15 protein-coding genes, 5 pseudogenes and 1 other annotated feature are annotated in these 19,764 nt (G+C 35.1%); of the genes and pseudogenes, 4 read left to right on the top strand and 16 right to left on the bottom strand.

The features are described 5' to 3' along the window. Window positions 1–41: 41 nt before the first annotated feature. From FTT70_RS09845 to FTT70_RS09785, 14 genes and pseudogenes are all read right to left on the bottom strand, one after another. A pseudogene (locus FTT70_RS09845) lies at window positions 42–376 on the bottom strand (transposase); the annotation flags it as partial. 81 nt (window positions 377–457) lie between these two features. Then, window positions 458–715 (bottom strand): hypothetical protein, encoded by a 258-nt coding sequence (locus FTT70_RS13780; RefSeq protein ID WP_373685750.1) that lies wholly within the window; start codon window positions 713–715, stop codon window positions 458–460. Window positions 716–753: 38 nt separating this feature from the next. Further along, on the bottom strand, window positions 754–939 hold the full coding sequence (locus tag FTT70_RS13590; RefSeq protein ID WP_218952780.1) for a hypothetical protein: 186 nt from the start codon (window positions 937–939) through the stop codon (window positions 754–756). Window positions 940–1,032: 93 nt separating this feature from the next. Further along, entirely contained in the window at window positions 1,033–2,937 is a 1,905-nt protein-coding gene (locus FTT70_RS09835; protein ID WP_180168584.1) for a nuclease-related domain-containing DEAD/DEAH box helicase, read from the bottom strand. A gap of 270 nt (window positions 2,938–3,207) precedes the next feature. Beyond that, a pseudogene (locus FTT70_RS09830) lies at window positions 3,208–3,330 on the bottom strand (transposase); the annotation flags it as partial. A 156-nt stretch (window positions 3,331–3,486) separates the two neighbouring features. Beyond that, window positions 3,487–3,609: pseudogene (locus tag FTT70_RS09825) on the bottom strand (IS481 family transposase); the annotation flags it as partial. 125 nt (window positions 3,610–3,734) lie between these two features. Beyond that, window positions 3,735–4,253 (bottom strand): hypothetical protein, encoded by a 519-nt coding sequence (locus FTT70_RS09820; RefSeq protein ID WP_180168583.1) that lies wholly within the window; start codon window positions 4,251–4,253, stop codon window positions 3,735–3,737. A 57-nt stretch (window positions 4,254–4,310) separates the two neighbouring features. Next, window positions 4,311–5,129, bottom strand: coding sequence for an HNH endonuclease (locus FTT70_RS09815; protein ID WP_180168582.1), 819 nt, complete (start codon window positions 5,127–5,129; stop codon window positions 4,311–4,313). A gap of 1 nt (window position 5,130) precedes the next feature. Further along, a complete protein-coding gene (locus tag FTT70_RS09810; RefSeq protein WP_180168581.1) occupies window positions 5,131–5,841 on the bottom strand; it encodes an OmpA family protein in 711 nt (236 codons plus the stop codon). Next, on the bottom strand, window positions 5,841–7,205 hold the full coding sequence (locus tag FTT70_RS09805) for a hypothetical protein (RefSeq protein WP_180168580.1): 1,365 nt from the start codon (window positions 7,203–7,205) through the stop codon (window positions 5,841–5,843). The genes FTT70_RS09810 and FTT70_RS09805 overlap by 1 nt, the downstream gene beginning before the upstream one ends. Window positions 7,206–7,331: 126 nt before the next feature. Beyond that, window positions 7,332–8,562 (bottom strand): annotated as a pseudogene (locus tag FTT70_RS09800) (IS3 family transposase). Further along, window positions 8,168–8,287, bottom strand: a sequence feature (AL1L pseudoknot). It overlaps the preceding pseudogene by 120 nt. A gap of 576 nt (window positions 8,563–9,138) precedes the next feature. Then, window positions 9,139–9,333 (bottom strand): exodeoxyribonuclease VII small subunit, encoded by a 195-nt coding sequence (gene xseB / locus FTT70_RS09795; RefSeq protein WP_168418088.1) that lies wholly within the window; start codon window positions 9,331–9,333, stop codon window positions 9,139–9,141. Next, window positions 9,326–10,588, bottom strand: a complete 1,263-nt coding sequence (xseA, locus tag FTT70_RS09790) for an exodeoxyribonuclease VII large subunit (RefSeq protein WP_180168579.1) — start codon at window positions 10,586–10,588, stop codon at window positions 9,326–9,328. Before xseA ends, xseB begins: the two co-directional genes overlap by 8 nt. Window positions 10,589–10,792: 204 nt before the next feature. Next, window positions 10,793–11,380 carry a DUF805 domain-containing protein gene (locus FTT70_RS09785; protein ID WP_180168578.1) on the bottom strand — a complete coding sequence of 196 codons (588 nt, stop codon included), beginning with the start codon at window positions 11,378–11,380 and terminating at the stop codon, window positions 10,793–10,795. A gap of 758 nt (window positions 11,381–12,138) precedes the next feature. On the opposite strand from FTT70_RS09785, the gene FTT70_RS09780 reads away from it, so the two are divergent. Then, window positions 12,139–12,525 carry a hypothetical protein gene (locus FTT70_RS09780; protein WP_179996233.1) on the top strand — a complete coding sequence of 129 codons (387 nt, stop codon included), beginning with the start codon at window positions 12,139–12,141 and terminating at the stop codon, window positions 12,523–12,525. Window positions 12,526–12,546: 21 nt separating this feature from the next. Continuing rightward, window positions 12,547–13,608 carry a metallophosphoesterase gene (locus FTT70_RS09775; RefSeq protein WP_180168577.1) on the top strand — a complete coding sequence of 354 codons (1,062 nt, stop codon included), beginning with the start codon at window positions 12,547–12,549 and terminating at the stop codon, window positions 13,606–13,608. A gap of 314 nt (window positions 13,609–13,922) precedes the next feature. On the opposite strand, the gene FTT70_RS09770 is transcribed toward FTT70_RS09775, so the two are convergent. Both FTT70_RS09770 and FTT70_RS13640 read right to left on the bottom strand, forming a co-directional pair. Further along, window positions 13,923–15,227: an McrC family protein gene (locus FTT70_RS09770; protein WP_180168576.1), complete on the bottom strand. Its 1,305-nt coding sequence runs from the start codon at window positions 15,225–15,227 to the stop codon at window positions 13,923–13,925. A gap of 6 nt (window positions 15,228–15,233) precedes the next feature. Further along, entirely contained in the window at window positions 15,234–18,422 is a 3,189-nt protein-coding gene (locus tag FTT70_RS13640) for an AAA family ATPase (RefSeq protein WP_180168575.1), read from the bottom strand. A 541-nt stretch (window positions 18,423–18,963) separates the two neighbouring features. Here FTT70_RS13640 and FTT70_RS09760 point away from each other — a divergent pair. Together FTT70_RS09760 and FTT70_RS09755 are read left to right on the top strand one after the other, a co-directional pair. Then, window positions 18,964–19,536, top strand: a complete 573-nt coding sequence (locus tag FTT70_RS09760) for a LexA family transcriptional regulator (RefSeq protein WP_180168574.1) — start codon at window positions 18,964–18,966, stop codon at window positions 19,534–19,536. Continuing rightward, window positions 19,533–19,764: pseudogene (locus FTT70_RS09755) on the top strand (DNA polymerase V subunit UmuC); the annotation flags it as partial. The gene FTT70_RS09760 and the pseudogene FTT70_RS09755, both read left to right, overlap by 4 nt.

The following is a 19,764-nucleotide window of genomic DNA, read 5'->3' as shown; positions in this document are numbered from 1 at the left end:
GAATATATGCATATAGATGTTTATATTTCACGACACGCTACATGGATAAAATCCACCATTATTTGTGTGGGCGGTCGAGCTCCGCCTGGGCGAAAAAAGCGACTGCTTTACGTAGAATCTCATTGGCGCGTTGCAGTTCTTTATTTTCCCGTTCGAGTTGTTTGATACGTTCTTGGTCTGAAAACTGCTGTACTTTAACTGGATTTTGTTTATCTAAATATTTTTGATACCAAACACGTAGTGTTTCAGGAGTACAACCGATTTTAGGAGCAATAGCTGTGATCGCAGCCCAATTCGATGGATAATCTTTTTCAGATTCAATCAATAATTGAACCGCTCTATCTCTGATTTCAGGGGTGTATTTTACTTTTTTCATCGGGACACTACGCTTCGCTACGTCTTGCGAAGCAATGCTTCTCATCTCAAGAAAAGTGGTCTCCGACAAACCCGGTACGGTTCACTTAGCTATTAAATTACGATCTTCCATAGTTAATTTAAGTAACTTGGATTCATCTACATTTAATTTTAATACACGAGGTTTTCCTTCCCCTTTTTTACGGTTACTGTATTCCGTTGCAACACCTTCAGAATCGGTAAGGTAAACACCTGTACCTAACCACCCGTGATCTTTACTATTAGGATGGTTAAGATCAAATTCAGTAAAATCGTCTTTGGTTCCATGAAACCAAGTAATAGTTTTACCTTCTTTATCTATAGAGACACTCCCCTCATAAGGTACAGGAGTAATACTTTTTATATTTCTGGAGCTTGCTTGATTAGATCCATCACTTCCTCTAATGTTTTTGCTGTCTTTATCTTTTCTATTAGTTCTTTCTCCATCTCGCTTAGTGGAGTCGTTCTCTCCTTCCTTAGATTCAACTGACTGTCCACGAACTGAGTTAGTTGCTCTTGTGTTGGATGCTGCTTGTTTTGACTCATTAGGTATTTCCTGTGTTTTTGGTTCTAGTTGAGAACAAGGGAACTGTTGAGCTAGTACAAATTAAGAAAATCAACCAAAATAAACTTAGTTTATTAACTCCATTCTTTTCCGTACTCAACCAAACTTGGTTCTGCATTTGCAACGTATAAAATACTACCTTTTCCCGTTTTCAAGCGCGTGATTGCGGTATAAAACAAAGCATGATCTTTAGTTTGATGCACTTTATCCCAGACCACTAAAAGTGCCTTAGCTTCCCAACCTTTAAAACTATGTATAGTACATACTTTAATACGTAGATCACCCTTAAAGAAAAACATTTTCTTTTGCCGTGACTCAATTGGGTCTTTAGAAAAAATGTCTATATATTTCAATTTCAAATGATCTAAAGCCTGGCAAACTAACATACCGATTTCATGTGACTGGACGAGTATAGTAATGTCTGAATTACTCAGTGCTAAATGAACAACCTGACTTCTAAACTCTTTAAACTCAGCTAAAAAGGTCGCCTCATTAATTTCAGCGATATTTTTCCAAATCAGTTTAGCTTCTTCAATAATTCCAAAATCTAATGACCCTTGAGGCTCATTTTTAGATTCAGATTTAATAACTTTTTCTAGTGGTAAAAATAGTTCAGCATACTTATTTGCTAGTGGAATTAAATTATCAGGCAATCGATAGGTTTGTTTAAGCTCTGCCCAAGCACCTCGAAAACCGGCATTCTTCATGACATCATCAGTCCAAAGATCGGCTGATGCATAAATATCTTGTGTAGTATCAGCACAGAGTAACATTTCACCACCTTCAGCTAAGAGGCTTTTTAATATCTCCCACCATTCAGGATTAAAATCCTGGCCTTCATCGACTAAGATCGCATCGTATTTTTCAGGCTCACTGATTTTTATTGCGTCTCTTACAACATCACAAAGCTCAGCAGAATCAGGAAAATCCGAAACTTTTGCGTTGGGATCTTGCTTAAGTCTTTCTTGTGCCATTTGCTTAGCTTGTATATAAACATCAGCATATTCGCGATCTAACCCAGCTGCATAACATAAACGTCTACAAAGATAATGAAAATTAATCCACGTAGCATCTCTACGAATGTGAGGATACTCACGAACAGCTAAATCTTGTAAATAATTTAATAGCGTAATATTAAAAGTCACAATCAGGACAGATTTATTTTCGCTCAATAGAGTTGCTGCTCGCCCAGCGACAACAACTGATTTTCCGGATCCAGCTGGCCCTTTTAAGCGTCTAAAACCAGAGTCTGTTCTTTCTTTAATAAATTTAAGTTGTTGTGGATTGTAATTTAATAACTCACGCTGCTCTTTACTTGATTCTGGCTCTCGAAGCCATACTCTTAATTGTTCAGCAATGATATTATTCATGTATTTAGAAGTATAACGCGATATACCAGAAGGAAAATTTTCTACAATTCCCTTATTAAAATTATCTCTTCCAAAAATAACATAACTGTTATGTTTATCTTTTTCATTTAGTTTAAATGTTTTACGATTCCGACTCTCAAATATCGGTAGGAATAATTGTTTAATATCCTCTTCGGAAGCCGATGGTAAAACCAATCCGCAAGAAACGACTACACCATATCCTAAACGACTTAAAATAGGACAATAAAGATCTAAAATCTCTTTTCGATACAATAGTAATTGATCAACAGGATTTTTTTTCACATATGAGATTTTTTCTCCTAGTGAGTTTATCGCATATAGATGCTTCTTCCCATTATTAAATTCTTCCACTCCATATTCCATCTTTTTGAAGTCCCAGTTTTTTACTTCAAATAAACCAATACCAATTTTTGGATGCAAAATGACAATATCAGGACATAAGCCATTCAAATGAGGTTGAATGTATATCTCCCACCCGTGAGGAAGATGAGCATCTAAATATTCAATAAATTTTTTTTCACCAGCTTCTAAAGGCTGTCGTAATTTATTCCACGCTTCCTTTGCAGGGGAAATAAGTCGTTTATTCATAATCTAAAATATCTTTCTAAAGATTAATAAGCCACCTAAGTACAATAAATATAAAAGCTAAAGAAAACAATATCTTGAATCAACTATTTCAACACCTAAATGAGTTAAAATAACACAGAATCGGTATAATCTTGCTACTTCACTAAAAATTTTAAAACTTTGAATAGATGAAGTCTATCACTGCTTTTTTATCACGAATTGAAATATCAATATGCTTTTATCATCTGCAGAGAGTGGAATACGAATATCATTGATATTAGGGAGTGTCTAGCCACAGAGTTTTATTAGACTTTGCACAAAGCCTGTCATCATGCGCGAAGAGACCAGAAATAGCAATTTCATCATGAGGCAGCATTGAATTAATGTATCAGAGTTAGTTTGATTTCGAACTTGCGCCCTTGTGATGGGACATAAAATTAAGGATGAGAATCAATCAATGTCGAGAGATTCTCACGATTGATTAAGACTTAATTGCAGGAGAATAGTCGCTAAGGACAACGAGACTCAGTGCATCCTCATTAATTCTGTTTGCAAACCTTGCATAGACTATCGCTTCCACCACTGGCTTAACGTGAGTCTAGAAATGCCACATCTCCGACAAACCAGGCCAGCATCATTGGTCTCTTCAAATAATTTAACCCATACGAGTCTTTGTTGAATCTCTCTGTTCATAGACACCCATTATATTGAAATGATGTCTATGATTCGCACATTTAAAGATCTACAACCTGTCTTATTTAAAGTTTTAAACAATTAACTCATTTAACAACATAGTTTGGAAAGATGAATTAATTTCATCACATTTCAACAATGAGATAATTTAAAAAACTCGTAAATTTATCATTTCTCTTCATACTCAAATTAAAATCATAAAAAGAATGGGAAAATTTACGATGTACATGATACTCTTCACCTAGAATCTTTAAGTATTTATCAAAAATATAATCATGATTCTCAATTCCATTATTCTCCCTCCAATCTAAAAAAATTTGAAAAAACTTATCAGTTTTATCCTTAGGGATATCTAGAATAACTAAATATAAAACTGCTATATCGCGTTGATCTAAAAAATCCAACCCACGAAACCGCAATTGACATAAAACATCCATAAAACAAATAGTTTCTGGAGTGATATAAAGTTTACCATGTTCCTTCTTAATTTTATTAATTTGAGGACTTAAGAAATATTTTAACCGCATTACTCGCCAAAGTATCAACATTAGTTTGTAAACAGGATACCGCCCTCGAGTTTTAATAGTCATATATAGCATTAACAATATAATTAACACCCCAATAAAACCCAAAAAATAAATCATAAATACTATCCCTTAGAAATACTATTTCTTACATTTTAATTAAAAAATATGATATACCTAGCTAATCTGCATATGCTCATGGTGTGGTTGTTTTGAATGACATACATAGCACAGAGCTCTAAGATTAGCTAAGTTATTATCAGATTTAATTCCATTTATATGGTGTACATGCAGATAAGCTTTGTTTTTTTCAAAAGACTTTTTACATAGTTCGCAATGCCAATTTTTTGACTTTCGATAACGATAAGAAATATAACCCCAATCTTTTTGATAAATATTAACTGGACTCCTATCTTCCTCTTTATAAAGAATCCCCTTAAAGTCGGTATAAAATTGAGGTTCAAATGTTTGATAAAATTCCTTCAAATCGAAATTTTCCACTATAAATTGTTTCTCTTCATGAGACATTGTTTTTGTATATTGTTTCCATTGGATCTTTTCTAAACAGTATTTGCAGACATCAAGCTTACAATCAACTATCTTCAAACTATTCACATAACTTTCTGAAACAAATCTAATTTTCCTAAAAGAAGTAGTTTTACAAGAAGTGATATAACGCTTAAATCTACCTGCAGCTTTCATATTGTGTAAAGCTTTGCAAAAAGAAATATGTAATTTGGGTAAATTTTCCTCTCCTGTTGTTTGATTAACATCTTTAATATTTAAAGAAATTAAAACACCTTTATAATATAGAAGACCATTTTGTTTAACTTCAATTTCTTCAAAGTTGCTTTCTGGTTCATCAAAGATTTCAAATACATCAGCATAAGTTAAACCTGGTCTATAAGGTAATTCAGAAGCATCAATAAGAGGGGCTTTCATTTCTTCACGGATAGAATTTAAATTTTCATCTTGAAGGAAATCATATAACTGCATATCAATTACCGTATGCTACTGCTCTAATTTTATCCTCAGCATTTGTTACGACTCTAAACTCAACACGTTGAGATGTTCCAAAGTCTTCTGGATTATTTATAGAAGAAGGCTTGCCATTTTTCCCTAAAGTTAATGCAGATGAATAACCAATAGCCCTAAACTTTATTTTCAACCACTCTTTCTCATTTGTCGTAAGATTTGAACTTGTTAATAAGTAGATTAAAGTATTTTGTGCTCTTTGTTGTGACAGTTGCATATTGTTTATATACGCTATTTCACTGCTTGCGCCCTTTGCCCAGAAACTCGAAGTATGACCTTCTATCCTAATTTCTTTAATATTATCAATAAATTTATCTTGCATTAAGGATCTTAGATAAACAGGGAAATACTCATTTAAGGCTTGTTTGAATTCAGGTTGTAGCTCATCTGAACCCACTTTGAAAAGGATATCTTCATTACTAAATCTAACTGTCAAATCTGGGCTTAAAGTAGCTCCCCATTTAGTTAGTTTGGTGGTTAATTTATTTTGTAACTGAGAATACAATTGTTGCTCATCTGATTTAAAAATTCTTGGTATATCAACAGATTCTTTCACACGTATCATGTAAATAATACTAATTAATAAAAAAACCATCATCAAAGCAGTCATTATATCACTTAAACTAATCCAATGGTCAGCACTATTCGATTTCTGTCTGAAAAAAGGAAGCATTATTTTACCCCTTTATCAAATGTATCTAAAATATTTTTCAAGTTGACAGTAATTGGTTCATAATCACTCGCGAATTTAGATGATAAAGAACCTAACTGCTGACCTAAAGTCATTAATGATTGATTTAATGTACTCTGTAACTTACTTTCTATAGTACCCAAGCTTTCATTCAACAATTTTTGGGTCTGCTCAAAACTACTTTGCATTTGTTTAGTTAAATTTTGAATTTCTTTATCTGTTTGTCTTTGAAGTTCGAGACTATTTTTGTGACTATTCTCAATAAAATTATTGATATCTTTGAAAATGTTTTGAGAAGTTTGCTTTGTGAAATTCATTTGCTCTTCAACTTTACTAAAGCTAGCTTCTAAAATTTTTCTGGTATTTTCAATATCAACTACTTTTGAATCTAGCGCACCATAAAAACCTTCAATTCGAGTATTAAATTCCGAATTTCTATCATCAATTGATTGCAAGGTTATCTCAAGTTGGGTTAGTACTTTTGCAAATGTATCAGTGTGTTTAAGTAATTGAGAAAAATCAGTTTTTATTTTTTCAACTTGAAGCACCATTTCAGTATATTTATTAGTTTGATCCTCCACATGCTGAGAATAATTTTTTTGCCATTCCACCAAACGATTAACAGATTGGTTTAATTGTTTAAAATTCTCCCCTAGACTGTTTGCTAAATTCTCATTGAAACGATCTATTGCCTTCTCTAAAGCTTGAATAAATATTTCTGTATTTTGTTCAGCCTGCCTCTGTGCAAACTGGGAAAATTCAATTCTTAATTCAGAAATTTCACCTGCAATTAGACTTTGAGTACTTCTTTGAATTTGTTCTATTCCATTCAAACTATTTACGACCGTATTTAATATATCTTGACGACTACTTTTATTACTAGTATCTAAATTAACTCCGAACTCCTGAATTGCTGAAATTAATTTAGAGTTATTTTCATTAATGCTTGTATTAATAGATTCCAAATATCCTGAATTATCAACCAGTTCCTTATGTTCTTTATAAAAACTATCTATCTGATTTTCTATTTCTTTTTCACTCTCTTGCTCTTTTAAAGCAATTAATGAATGAAACTTCATTATTATTGATGCAAAAACTCCTGCTAAAGACCCCCAAAAGGCTGTCTTAATTCCATCAACTAATGTTGATAAGCTTGCTGTTGGATCATCTATATTAAATTTACGAAGCCCTAAAGCCACCCCTAAAAATGTGAAACCTATCCCTATTGTAATTAACAAACTTGGGAATTGGGGATTAGCTTTTTTAGATTTCCTATCTTGCAGTAAGAAATTAACCATTAAACAAGCAATGACAAAAATAGCAATATAATGCAAAAAATCTAACATATAAAAAATTCTTAATTAAACATAGATATTAAAATTCAATCTTTATTCTAACCCGAATCGCGGATAAGAAATAGACTTGAAAAATAATGAACCGTACCGGGTTTGTCGGAGACTTTTTTATTTAAGTTAGGCCACCTGACTTAATAGGTTAATCTTATCATAGTAGATTGCTTCAAACTCAAAAGGCGATACATAACCCAGTGCACTGTGTACACGCTTTTTATTGAACCAATCTACCCAGTTTAGTGTCGCAAGTTGTACATCTGCTAAACCTTGCCAATCTGCTTTTAAATATTCAATCACCTCTTTTTTGTATAAGTCATTCACTATTTCAGCCAAAGCATTATCGTATGAATCACCAGTCGTACCGACTGATGCTCGTAAATTTGCAGCTTCTAAACGATTGGTATAGCGAATAGAAAGATATTGAACACCTCTATCGGAATGATGAATCACATTCTTTGGCATGCCTCGATCGTGCAATGCTTGCTCTAATGCATCGAGCACCATATCTGTATTCATCCGTGTCGATACTTTCCATCCAACAATTACTCGTGAGAACACATCAATAATAAAGGCGGTATAGACCCAGCCTGAATGAGTTTGAATATACGTAAAGTCACTCACCTGAGCACTGCTTAGCAAGGGTCAGGATGATCAGCATTAAAATTACGTTTCACTAAATCATCTGCTCTTTTTTGATCATCTCGGCTACGGGTGGTTTGTTTATTCTTACCACGCCAAACACCTTGTATAGCTAGCTTCTGCATCAATCGAGCAACTGTACAACGTGCGATAACATAACCTTCACGTTTTAATTGTTGCCAGACCTTACGCACACCATATCGACCTGAACTTTCTTTCCAAATTCGTTTAATTTGTTCAGCATGATGCTCATCATGTAGATCTCGTTTCGCTCGATGTTCTGGATTGTCAGCGAGATCTAAAGTTCGGTAATAGGTTGAAGCTGCGATCGGTAAAATCCTACAAATCGCATCAACTCCATATAAGTCTTTATTGTTATGGATGAAATCCACCATTATTTGTGTGGGCGGTCGAGCTCCGCCTGGGCGAAAAAAGCGGCTGCTTTGCGTAGAATTTCATTGGCACGCTTTAATTCTTTAATTTCACGTTCCATTTGCTTCATTTTTTCTTGGTCAGATATCTGTTGTACTTTGGCAGGATTTAGTTGATCCATATGCTTTAAATACCAAACACGCAATGTTTCAGGAGTACAACCGATTTTAGGAGCAATAGCTGTGATTGCTGCCCAAGTAGAAGGATAATCTTTTTCAGATTCAATTAGTAATTGAACCGCTCTTTCTCTGATTTCGGGGGTATAGTTTGGTTTTTTCATCGGAATAGTCTCTCAGAATATTGACTCTCCGACAAACCCGGTACGGTTCAGATCCCCTAAATAACTTAACTCTATAAATCCGAAAACTATCGATCACTTAACATGTCAGAAAATCACCTAAACAAACGCACATAAATTCTCTTGGGATGGCTAAGATAGTCAACTCATTTGCTTATGTTGGACTGAATTGCTAAATATGGTACTTTAAGTTTAATCTATGATACTGATAATTTTCGAACTTTTGAAAAATATGGTTTAAATTTAAAAGATATTTTTAAATTTTCAATAAGCATAAAAGCTCAAAACGTCATAAAACGTCGCTCTATTAAATAATTTTTAACTAAATTTTTTGCTCTCTAGATATTTCAATCTCAACTTTCAACAAGTCGAAACGCCAACTTATACTCGGCTTTCCTACTTAAACTAGCCTTATTACACAAAGATTGAAAAAATTACAGTATTCAAAAGTGGCTTCAAATTTATGATCAACTTGCGCACCATGCATTCAAACACTGAACATCGTAAATTTGATTTTGAGGCTTAAAAATATTTAAGCCCCCTGCTACATATATCCATTTACTCTTTAAAAGTATCATTCAATGCCTGTTGAACAGCATCAATACGAGACTTGCAAGCTTTATAGGCACTCATTGATTCTTCAACAATTGCCATTAGATTATCAATATCTGGCTCTTCCTGTGATTCGAGTTTTTCTGCATTTTTTTTCAGAATCTCATAACCTTGCTTAAAACTTAATTCTTCATTATTCATGTGCTATTACCTCTGTCACGGTGGCATGAATGATGCCATCTTGTAGTTCAATCTGAAGTTGCGGGTCAATTATCTTTTGAATTGAACGGATCGCTTTCCCTCGGCTACGAATAATGGCATAGCCTTTAGCCATGACATTGCGTGGATTCTGTAGCAGGGTTTCTCGTATCAGTGATTCTGTACGCTGCGAAGCCTGTTTAATTTGCAGTTGTGCAAGATATTGGGTGTCACTTTTTAGGTGATCAACACTACGTTGAGCCTCATTGATTTGGTTTTGTGCCATGGTTTTGATGGTTTTAAGACACTGATCATTCTGACTCTGATAAGCGGTCAATTGATGCTGTGATAACAGTTTAATCGTTTGTAAAGCCGTACTAGCTTCATTGACTCGTTCCACAATCAGGTTGCGGATTCCTGCAATCACCTTACTTGGCGTATCAAAAGATCGGTGAGCGATTTCATCCAAAATGGTACGGTCTTTTTCATGACCAATACCCACCCAAATCGGCACAGTTCTTTTACATAGCAGTGCCGCTAGATCATAGTCATTCAGGTAGGCCAAATCATTCACTGCTCCCCCACCACGTATAATCGCAATCAAATCTGGAGCGATTGAATAGTCGGCAGCCCATTGTTTTAATGCAGTACTCAATGCTTGTATGATGCTAATCGGCGCCGTATTGCCCTGAAAAGTCGCTGTATGATAAACAAAATAACAGACACCAGCTTGTTCCAAGGCATCAGCATCTTTTCTAAAATCACCCAAACCTGCTGCGTTTTCTGGTGCGATGACCAAAACATTTTGAACATCAAAAGGTGTTGGCAGCTGTTTATTATTAGTGAGTAAACCTTCTTGAGTCAGTCGCTGAATGATTTGCTGATAGCGTTTGGCAATATCACCTAAAGTAAAACTGGAATCAATGTCTTCGACATTAACAGAAAAACCGTACTGAGGATCAAATCTCGCTTTAACCTTAATCAGAACATTTAGATCTTTAGCCAGCTCAATACCACTTTCTCGTTCGAACTTTAAAACAATTTTTTGTGCCGTGAATTTCCAAATGGTGCCTTTACAGCTAGCAATCACCTTATGGGTTTCTTCATCTTTCTCAGCCAATTCAAGATAGTAATGACCACCTTTAATACTTAAATTACGAATCTCAGCTTTAACCCACACTGCTTCACTGAAAGTGAGCTGAACGACTTCCTGTACACTGGCAAGGTATTCACTAAGGCTTAGTTGGGTCTCTGACATAAATGAATAAATAGAATGAGTTTAATCGATAGTACAAAACAACACTGTTTATCACAATACAAAAACTACTTGCTAGACTACCCACCCTATAAAATTTCTACCCCATCAATAATCTCTAAAATGTAGGCCGTATCTCTCGCACTTATTTTTCTAAATACTTATAATACGGCTTTCATTAAATAAAAAATGTATAGTTCGATGCATTTATTTTGGAGAGCTTCCATATAGATTTTCATTTTTTTGCCCTTCAGTGACAAACCAAATGAGTATTAAAATTGCACCAATAATAGGTACGAATACAATCGACAACCACCAACCAGAACGACCAACATCATGTAGACGACGCACAGTGACAGCAAGATCAGGTAAAAAGGTTGCTAACAAAAATAATCCTAAGAATATTCCATCTGTTCCAAGAGCACTTTCAACGAACACGATCGCTAAAGTTAATAAAAAGATGGTTAAGCGAAAAAACCAATATTCCTTTCGTCTTGCTCGACCACTAAAATTCACATAATTTTTTATGCATTTAATAAACCAATCCAAAAACTGATATTGGCTTTCCTCTGTATCTTCAACATTAAAACTCACTGGTACAGCTTGTTGAGCTAATGCTTTATATACTCCAATGGCTTGCCCAACTTGATTTAGATCAAAGTCCACGTACACTCCTCGCTGCGGAGGAGTATTTTCTTTCCATTCACTACCAAAAAATGTATAACGTTTTTCATCTTCACCCGCGATCAAACCACTATTGGTTTGAATGGAAAAGTCTAAAATTTTTCCCTTCAATTTTATAACCTCTATAAAGTATTTTTAGTTTGTAATGTCCAAAGCTATTATTTCGCTTAAGGTTGACAGCTGATGTCACAATTTTTCTATATTCAAAAAATATCATTTATAAATGCAAAATCTACACATTACTAGTCAACAAAATTTTTGAAGTTATATTAAAAAGATTAGTTATTTAAAAAATAATTCTATGCTCAAAAGTAAACCTAACATACGATAATTTCTCGACTCAGCTAAAATAATTATTCTACCTACACCTAAAACTCCTAATATATTTTATGCTGGTTTAACGTAAATTAATCTGATAAAAATTCATGGAAAACTCTATATTCTTAGTTTATTAAAAAATCTTACTCACGCACCACACAACCGAATCAGCCTGAGCCCAACCAATTTAAAGTATTGATTTAACCACGTCTTTCAGACCAGCAAAAACCAAATTACACACTGATTTAAGTAGAATAAATATTTATATTGGTAAGTTATTTTGGAAAGTAAGTTGTTCAGAATTGCTTTGTGCACCTAGTGTCATCAATTCAACAAAGCGACACATTTTGTCGCAAAGATCCTATTATGGCAGTTTTTTTGATATAATTATGTTAAAGTCAATTGTAAAACTTAGCTTGTCTTTGATCTGTTTAATTTTAATTCCCTATTAACAAGATGTTCAATTACGACCTGAGATCATAAAACTCTAGAACAGGCTAATTGCCATAAATAACCAAATTAGGTACTAACTCAAACGTGAGAAGTATAAAATGCTAATATTTAATGCATTTGCAGTTTCAAATAATAAATCTCAAATCAGACAATTTCATGTTGATAGTAATGATGATTATGAGGCTAAAATCAAAATTTTAGAGCCATCAGACACGGCATTGATAGCAGAATATCCTGCGGAAAATAATATAGTTCTAAATATTGCTGTAAAATATTGGTTAGGCTATGGCTTATATTATCCTGATATCAAAGAAATCGACTTAAGCCTGCTCAGCTCACGTATACCTAAAATAATTCTACTCACTTTAAACCATCCTGACACTGATGTTTTTTCCAAATTTGGTCAGGTTGTATATGATGAGACTGAATATCGAGAATGTGTTGCTCAGCTGGTTTATTCTCCTATTTTTTTTGAAAATGACTGAATAAATAAATTAAGGAATAAAATGTCGTATCAAATCTCTCAAACACTTTTTAATGCCAATTTAGATATTATTGGTGATATTCACGGAGAAATCAAAGCATTACGAAGTTTACTAACCAAGCTTGGTTATGATCAACAAGGTAACCATCCTGAACATCGTAAACTCATTTTTGTTGGTGATTTATGTGACCGTGGCCCACAAAGTGTTGCTGTCATTCAATTGGTTAAAACATTAATCGAACATGGCAATGCGCAATGTGTTTTGGGAAATCACGAGTTAAATTTATTAATCAATTCCAAACGTGAAGGCAATGGATGGTTTTTTGGATCGCCACACGAAGATGATGAGAAACCTTTTCAATCTCTGCCTGCATCTGATACAGATCGAGTATGGATTATCGAGTTTTTAAATAGCCTGCCTTTGGTACTGGAATCAGATCAATTAAGAATTGTACATGCTTGTTGGGATCAACAGTCTATCGACACACTCAAGCAATCCCAAATGCGCTCACTCAAAGAAATTTATGATTATTTTGTCCAGCAAACGGAAAGATATCTTCAAAATTCAGATGTTGCCCAACGGGCACAACATGAAAAACAGCAATATAGCTCTCAGCTAAAAAATCCATTAGCCACACTGCCTTTATTAAAAAACCTAGGACAGCAAGATTTACTTGAGCAAATGATGAATCCTTTTAAAGTCCTGACTTCTGGGGCTGAAGTTTTAGCAAAAGAACCTTTTTTTGCAGGTGGGAAATGGCGGATGGTCGATCGTTTAGCTTGGTGGGATCACTATCAGGATAATATTCCTGTCGTTATTGGGCATTATTGGCGCAACTTTAATTCTCCAGATCAAAAGCATGGGCTTTTTAAATATATAGAACCATTGGAATGGTTTGGTTTAAATCAAAATGTTTTTTGTGTGGACTACTCCGTTGGAAAACGATATTTAGATCGTCATAAGCAACGCGCCTTTTCAAACCAACTTTGTGCTTTACGTTTTCCCGAAAATACCTTGTTATTTGAAGATGGCTCTACAAAGCAAATTACGAATCAATGTACAGCTATCAGAAGTCGAATCTAAACTTAAGTTTTGATCTGCCTCTATAAGAGACCATGTACTAGTATTTAAACTGATAATTTTTAGCTTTCCAATATTAACCATCAGAAGCCGAAGTAGTTTCAAACTAGAACCTCCTAAAAACTTACTGTCTAGAAAAAGTATGCTATTTCAAATAACTACCCTATCTCTAATTGCAACTTTAAGTTAATTATAAAAATTCACTTATGAATATACCTCTTGCGTTAGTCAAAATTTAATCAGTGATAAACGTTGATTTTTAAATAAATATCAAAGTCAAAAATAATACTTTCGCAAGAGGTCTAATATCTAAGATATCAATAAATTAAGGCTTTAATAAATGAAAAATGCTTTCCTTCAAGACTTCCATCCAAATCAAACGGAATCACTCTCAATTTTGAATTACCGTGCTTGAACTTCATCACAGGCAAAGCTTGGTCAAACATACCTTTGCGTGCCGGATAAATCATAACGACTTCATGCTCTAGGCCTAAATAATAAGCGCTATAAGCAAACATCTGTTGCATATCACTATCCTTTATTCCAAATTTTGCTGTGCGATCTAACTGGTCGAGCAACTTCCATTTGGTATCTACAACCTTCAGACTCTGTCCGAATTTATGTTGCATGAAAATATCAGGTTTTAACTTAAACATAGACCGCCCATCTTGCTCACACATATAGCGATCTTGCTTTTGTAAAGAGACATTCCATTCAGGCAGTAATCTTTGCATTTTACGTCCGACATACACTTCAAAAAGTCTCTCCATTGGGAACAATAGACTCATTCCTTGTGCTACTCCTTGAGTAGAGACTGGCATATATTCACCGAGTATCAGCTCTGTCCATGGCTTGATCTGCTCATATAACGCCAACAATCGCCCTGACTGCCACTGTCTAAAATCATGTTGAATGTTTTTACTTTTGGGAATCTCACTCGTCATTAAGCGTAGCTCTTGAGCCAACTTCCAATTCGCTGCATCTTTGGTCTTTTTACAGACCACTTCTAAGGCTGTACGTATTAGTCGATTTTCGGGTCGATTGACTTCATAGACATCATGCTCAATTGGAAAGATATGACGTTGTGATGGAGGTTGTCGCATATAACGAGCATGTTGCAATTGTCCACGTAAGAACTTTTGGTCTTCTTGCACACTGTTATAGTCAAACCGTAAACCCCACTGGACTAGACTTTCAAAACATTTCAAAAATTGCCTGATAATCCACTCATGCAAAGGCTGAACAAACTTATTTAAAGATGCCTCACCCGCTTCTCGATAATTGAGATCCAATGCTGTACGGAGCATTGCCTGTAGAAGACGTCTTTCTTTTTGAACGACGTCTTCTACCTGTTGATCTTCATCCACTACTATATGCTTTGGCAAAATCTCAATGCGTGTACCACAAGGTGTTTCGATAACACCTACAAATTGATCAAGTTTGAGTTTTCTACGCCCAGCTAGTTCAAATACTTTAGCTCCATGTTTAGAAAAAGAGGCCGATAGCCCACATAAATATTCAAATGCTTTTTCAGGGATATAAGCATGCTCCAAACACGATTTAGGACAGCCTTCATAGACAATGCTGATATAAGCATATTCTCGAACGGTAAAATCAGGCATAACTTTTTAGCTTTTTGATCCTAAAATTTTAGTAAAAGCATCAATAGTTTTGAATGCCTCACTTTCTATTTTCCAAATTTTCTTTTGTTCAGAATAATGCATATCTTGTTCTATATTAGCGGGAAATAACCCTGAAATATTGATTTCTTTATCTTCCACAATCATTCCATTATTAAAGAATACTAAATTAATCTTTGCCCAATCATCAAAGAAATATTCTTGTAGCTGTGGGATGATTTTTTGTTTAAAAATACCAGCTAAATGCTCTAGCGTTGGATTTTCTTTTAAACTCATAAAATTGGCATGACCAATGCAATGATCACGATCTAATAGCACCTCAATACGCTGATTAATAACTTCTAGTAACTTACCAATATTCACTCCTTCTATAATTACATTCTTTAAAAGCTTAGGCTTCGGTGGCATTTCAATAAAGGTAAAACGTCGGCGCAAAGCAATATCTAGCCCTGTTAAAGATCTGTCAGAAGAGTTCATGGTACCGATGATATATAGATTTTTCGGCACACTAAATTCTTTTTTAGAATACGGCAATTTAACCGAAAGAGACTCTTCATTTCCTGCACGTTTTGAATCCTCAATCAGGGTAATAAGCTCGCCAAAGATACGAGAGATATTACCGCGGTTAATTTCATCAATAATCAGTACAAAAGGCTCAGGATTTTCATTATCTTGACTTAAGAGATATCCCTCCTGATTTAATGCTTGCAATAAATCATTCCATGTAAAACGCCACAAGCGATACATCGTTTTTAAAGTCAGCCCAACACCTCCATTCAATGCCCGAATATTGAATTCCAAATCTTTTAAAATCCAATTCACATTACGGCAGTGTAGATAATCTTCTCTCACCTCACTTGGAAGCTGTGTATCAAAAAAATAATCCCCTGTGACTACCCCAACAGCACAAATTTCACTGGTACTCTTTAAACAGACAACAACATCTCCAATCTCTACACCACTGATAAACTGTTCTAAGGTATGGTGATCTGTTGAACTAAACTGTGTGTATCCCTGACTATATTTGGTTTCTTTAAGAGATAAATCGCCTGTCTCTCCCCAACCGACTCGAATCTCATTATGAGCAAAACAATATTGACGGGTGGATAGATCCCCTATTGAAAGCTTCCATACATTCGCTTCAGATCGCACTCCTAAATCTTTCATGACCTTCTTATTTTCTCTTGCTCGGTCACAAATAATTTTAAATAGCCCCGGTTGGACGCTATAACTGATGCTGCCATTATCGGTTTCAGCTCGAATGCCTTCCACAAAATCTTCATAGCTGAAACTTTGATGGAAGGTCACAAATTCAATACGGCCATCAGCTCGAAATTTTTCAAAGTCCTTCTTGAGCTGCTGTCGTCCATCCGTTCTTTCTTTTTCTCTGATGGTCTCAATATCTGTACCTTGCAATATTGCTAAAGCATGGTTAACCGTGTTGTAAGTTTTGCCTGTACCCGCTGCACCAAAGAGAATACGATTTAACGCATGACTTATTTTGTTCATATCTTGCTGACCTTCATCTATATTATTTTTTTTTGCTATTTTCTTACCCATTTCATGCATTCTAGCTTCTAAAATTCTTTGGTTGAGTTGCTTTACATATTCAAAGTAGTCTTTTCCTTGTCTATCTACGTCCAACTGTTCATAAGCTGCCATATAGCTAAACGAAGATGAATTCACAATGCTCTTATAACCTAAACGTTTAAGGTCTTCTTTACTAAAGAATGGATACACCTTAGGTTTTGCAAAATCTTGATAGACAAATGCAATTTTCCACTTTAATGCGTCATTTAACTCGATTTTTTCAATCTCAATAAATTGACCATTTCTCACAAATTCTACTACGGCTTGTACACGTTGTTTAACCGTTTCAAAAGCCTCATCAAAGGTTTGACCAAATGATTTCTGCCATGCATATTTATTTTCATATTGATAAACAATATGCTCGCGATGTTCTTTTTTCTCATCTTGAGGTTGCCATACATGGAAGTTATTTCCATAGGTCGCCCCCATACTGATATCAAAGAGATCAATCCATCTTGCGAAACTGTCATATTGGTTTAACTGGTAATAATTTTTAAATTTTAATTTTGAAATGCTAGACACAGCCCATTGCGATAAGAATTGATCGACTCGTTCTTTTAAACCACCAGATTCAGGTCGCTCGTACCAGTCACACAAAAGCTTAAGCGTCTCTTCAGTTAAATTTTTCAACAGTACCGCTGAGTTTACAGTACCAAGATGTTCACTATACGTATCTAAATGTTGATTACGCTTATCCGAAATACCATACACCCGATCGATATTGGGGAAAAAATCGACTGTTGGCATTAATTCAATAAAAATTTTGACACTTTTTAGGCTAGGGTCTACAGCAATTTCACGGTTTAGTCTATTTTTAAAAACTTGAATATGCGTTGAGCCGATTGGTGCTCCATACCTTTTTTCCAAATATTGAATGGCTTGTGCCGCAGAATATTTTTTCCCATTTTGCAACCACGCCTCAAAGGAAATTTTAGCAAAAGGCTGTGTGTATGCTTGTCTAATCTGACTGAGACAGCGCTGATATTCTTGCCATGCAACACTGTAGCTATTCGCATTCTTAATTTTATAGGCTTGTGGAAAGTTAATATCGATTAAATAAGGTGTGGTCTGTCCATCAATAGGTAGATAAAGCTCTGGTGCATACCAAAATAAACCCTGTGTCAGCTTTGAAAAACCAACAGAGTGGATAGACAAAACCTCTTGGAACATTTGCGCTGTAATTTTGGATGGGTCATCCATACATTCAAACAAATCCCATAGTTTTTCTATGTCTCCATCTTTTCGATGGTATCTATAAGGGAAAAATAGCGCAGCTGTGCCCTGTGACGTCGGTACACCAGCAAAGTGCTCAAGCTCTGTATTAAGGATCTCTTTACCTAAAATTTTATTGACAAATTCTGACCGTCTATAAGCATTTGGATGTTTATTAATTAAAGATAAAAAAGAAAATGGATCCATGTGCTCCAATGGAACCTTATTTTTTTCTGGGTACTCATCAGATGGAACATCAATGCCAGCCGTTTCAAGAAGTTTAATGAGTCCTTTTTGGTTATTACGATAACCTTTTACTAACTCTTTAAGTTCTTTAAAAGCTTTTATCCAATCGTAATTTTCTTGCTGTGACACGCTGCCCCCTAAGTTAATCCAAATTATCTATCTTCTTTACAATCAAAGAGGAGTTGTTTTTTCTGCTACAAAGCAGCAACTAATCTTGATAAAAAAGATATTTATAATATTTAAATCAATAGATTTATTAGCCATTTTTACACATAAGTCTAGTAATAAGAAGCCACACCATATTTTCGCCCCAAACATAATAGCACTCACCTGTTACGACTTTTTTTTGGATTGTCTTGGTTAATTGGTGAATGCTGATCTTGACTTCTTAATCCATGGAATACAACGGATCACCGCGATTGGTATTGCAGTACCAGTAATAGTTAGTTGGATCTCTGACATAAATGAATCAACGGAATGAGTTTAATCGATAGTACAAAACAACCCTGTAGATCACAATACAAAAACCACCAACTGAACTACCACCTCTCTCCCTGAACAGCTGAGTGATCCCATCGCTGAATAAATTTAGAGAACGACTCATATTGTTTTTATATTTTGAGTTTTCTATAATCCTAATTATGTTACATAATCAAGATTGATAATAAAAATGACGCAAAATAAGCATGGTGGTACACGTAAAGGGTCAGGCCGCCCTTTTGCCTATAATGAACCGACCAAGGTCATTCGGGTGCCAGAGTCTCGTGTATTGGAAATCAAGCAATACCTGAAGAAAAATGACACTCCAAAGTTTAACGATATTTCTTCCATCACATTGCTAGAGGCAAAAACGAATTATGAAATTCCTGTTGCCTTGCAAAAAGTGGCTGCAGGCTTCCCTTCCCCTGCTCAGGACTATATCGATAAGACCCTTGATCTAAACGAGTTCCTTATTCAAAACCAACAGGCAACCTTTATCGTTGAAGTGGAATCCTTATCCATGCGTGATGCAGGGATTGATCTGAATGACAAGCTGATTGTTGACCGCAGTATTGAAGCCAAGCATGGGGATATTGTTCTGGCTTTGATTGACAATGATTTTACGATCAAACGCTTGATGATTGAGGGTGATCGATGTTGGTTGCAGGCAGCCAATCCTGATTTTGCTGATATCCATTTGAAAGATAATCAAACCATGCTGATTTGGGGTGTGGTCACCAGTGTGATCAAGAAGTTCAGATGAACAGCTACGAGCGGATTTATGCCCTGATTGATATTAACAACTGCTATGTCAGTTGTGAGCGGGTATTTAATCCCAGTCTAAACAATAAACCTGTGATTGTGCTCAGCAATAACGATGGCTGTGCTGTGGCAAGAAGTAATGAAGCCAAAGCGCTGGGCATCAAAATGGGCGTTCCTCTCTTTCAAATACAAGATATTGTTCAGCAACATCAGGTCGTGGTGTTATCCA

This window comes from Acinetobacter sp. YH01003 (assembly GCF_013420525.1).
Lineage (GTDB): Bacteria > Pseudomonadota > Gammaproteobacteria > Pseudomonadales > Moraxellaceae > Acinetobacter > Acinetobacter towneri.
The sequence above is the reverse complement of the archived record's forward strand: the minus strand, read 5'-3'. Positions and strand labels throughout refer to the sequence as shown.

What these genes read in the sequence shown, in the direction of transcription:
- FTT70_RS09780 (WP_179996233.1), top strand. Translation starts at nt 12,139, where the DNA reads ATGCTAATATTTAATGCATTTGCAGTTTCAAATAATAAATCTCAAATC.
- FTT70_RS09805 (WP_180168580.1), bottom strand. Translation starts at nt 7,205, where the DNA reads ATGTTAGATTTTTTGCATTATATTGCTATTTTTGTCATTGCTTGTTTA.
- FTT70_RS13590 (WP_218952780.1), bottom strand. Translation starts at nt 939, where the DNA reads ATGAGTCAAAACAAGCAGCATCCAACACAAGAGCAACTAACTCAGTTC.
- FTT70_RS09810 (WP_180168581.1), bottom strand. Translation starts at nt 5,841, where the DNA reads ATGCTTCCTTTTTTCAGACAGAAATCGAATAGTGCTGACCATTGGATT.
- xseA (WP_180168579.1), bottom strand. Translation starts at nt 10,588, where the DNA reads ATGTCAGAGACCCAACTAAGCCTTAGTGAATACCTTGCCAGTGTACAG.
- FTT70_RS09760 (WP_180168574.1), top strand. Translation starts at nt 18,964, where the DNA reads ATGACGCAAAATAAGCATGGTGGTACACGTAAAGGGTCAGGCCGCCCT.
- xseB (WP_168418088.1), bottom strand. Translation starts at nt 9,333, where the DNA reads ATGAATAATGAAGAATTAAGTTTTAAGCAAGGTTATGAGATTCTGAAA.
- FTT70_RS09820 (WP_180168583.1), bottom strand. Translation starts at nt 4,253, where the DNA reads ATGATTTATTTTTTGGGTTTTATTGGGGTGTTAATTATATTGTTAATG.
- FTT70_RS09770 (WP_180168576.1), bottom strand. Translation starts at nt 15,227, where the DNA reads ATGCCTGATTTTACCGTTCGAGAATATGCTTATATCAGCATTGTCTAT.
- FTT70_RS09775 (WP_180168577.1), top strand. Translation starts at nt 12,547, where the DNA reads ATGTCGTATCAAATCTCTCAAACACTTTTTAATGCCAATTTAGATATT.
- FTT70_RS09815 (WP_180168582.1), bottom strand. Translation starts at nt 5,129, where the DNA reads ATGCAGTTATATGATTTCCTTCAAGATGAAAATTTAAATTCTATCCGT.
- FTT70_RS09835 (WP_180168584.1), bottom strand. Translation starts at nt 2,937, where the DNA reads ATGAATAAACGACTTATTTCCCCTGCAAAGGAAGCGTGGAATAAATTA.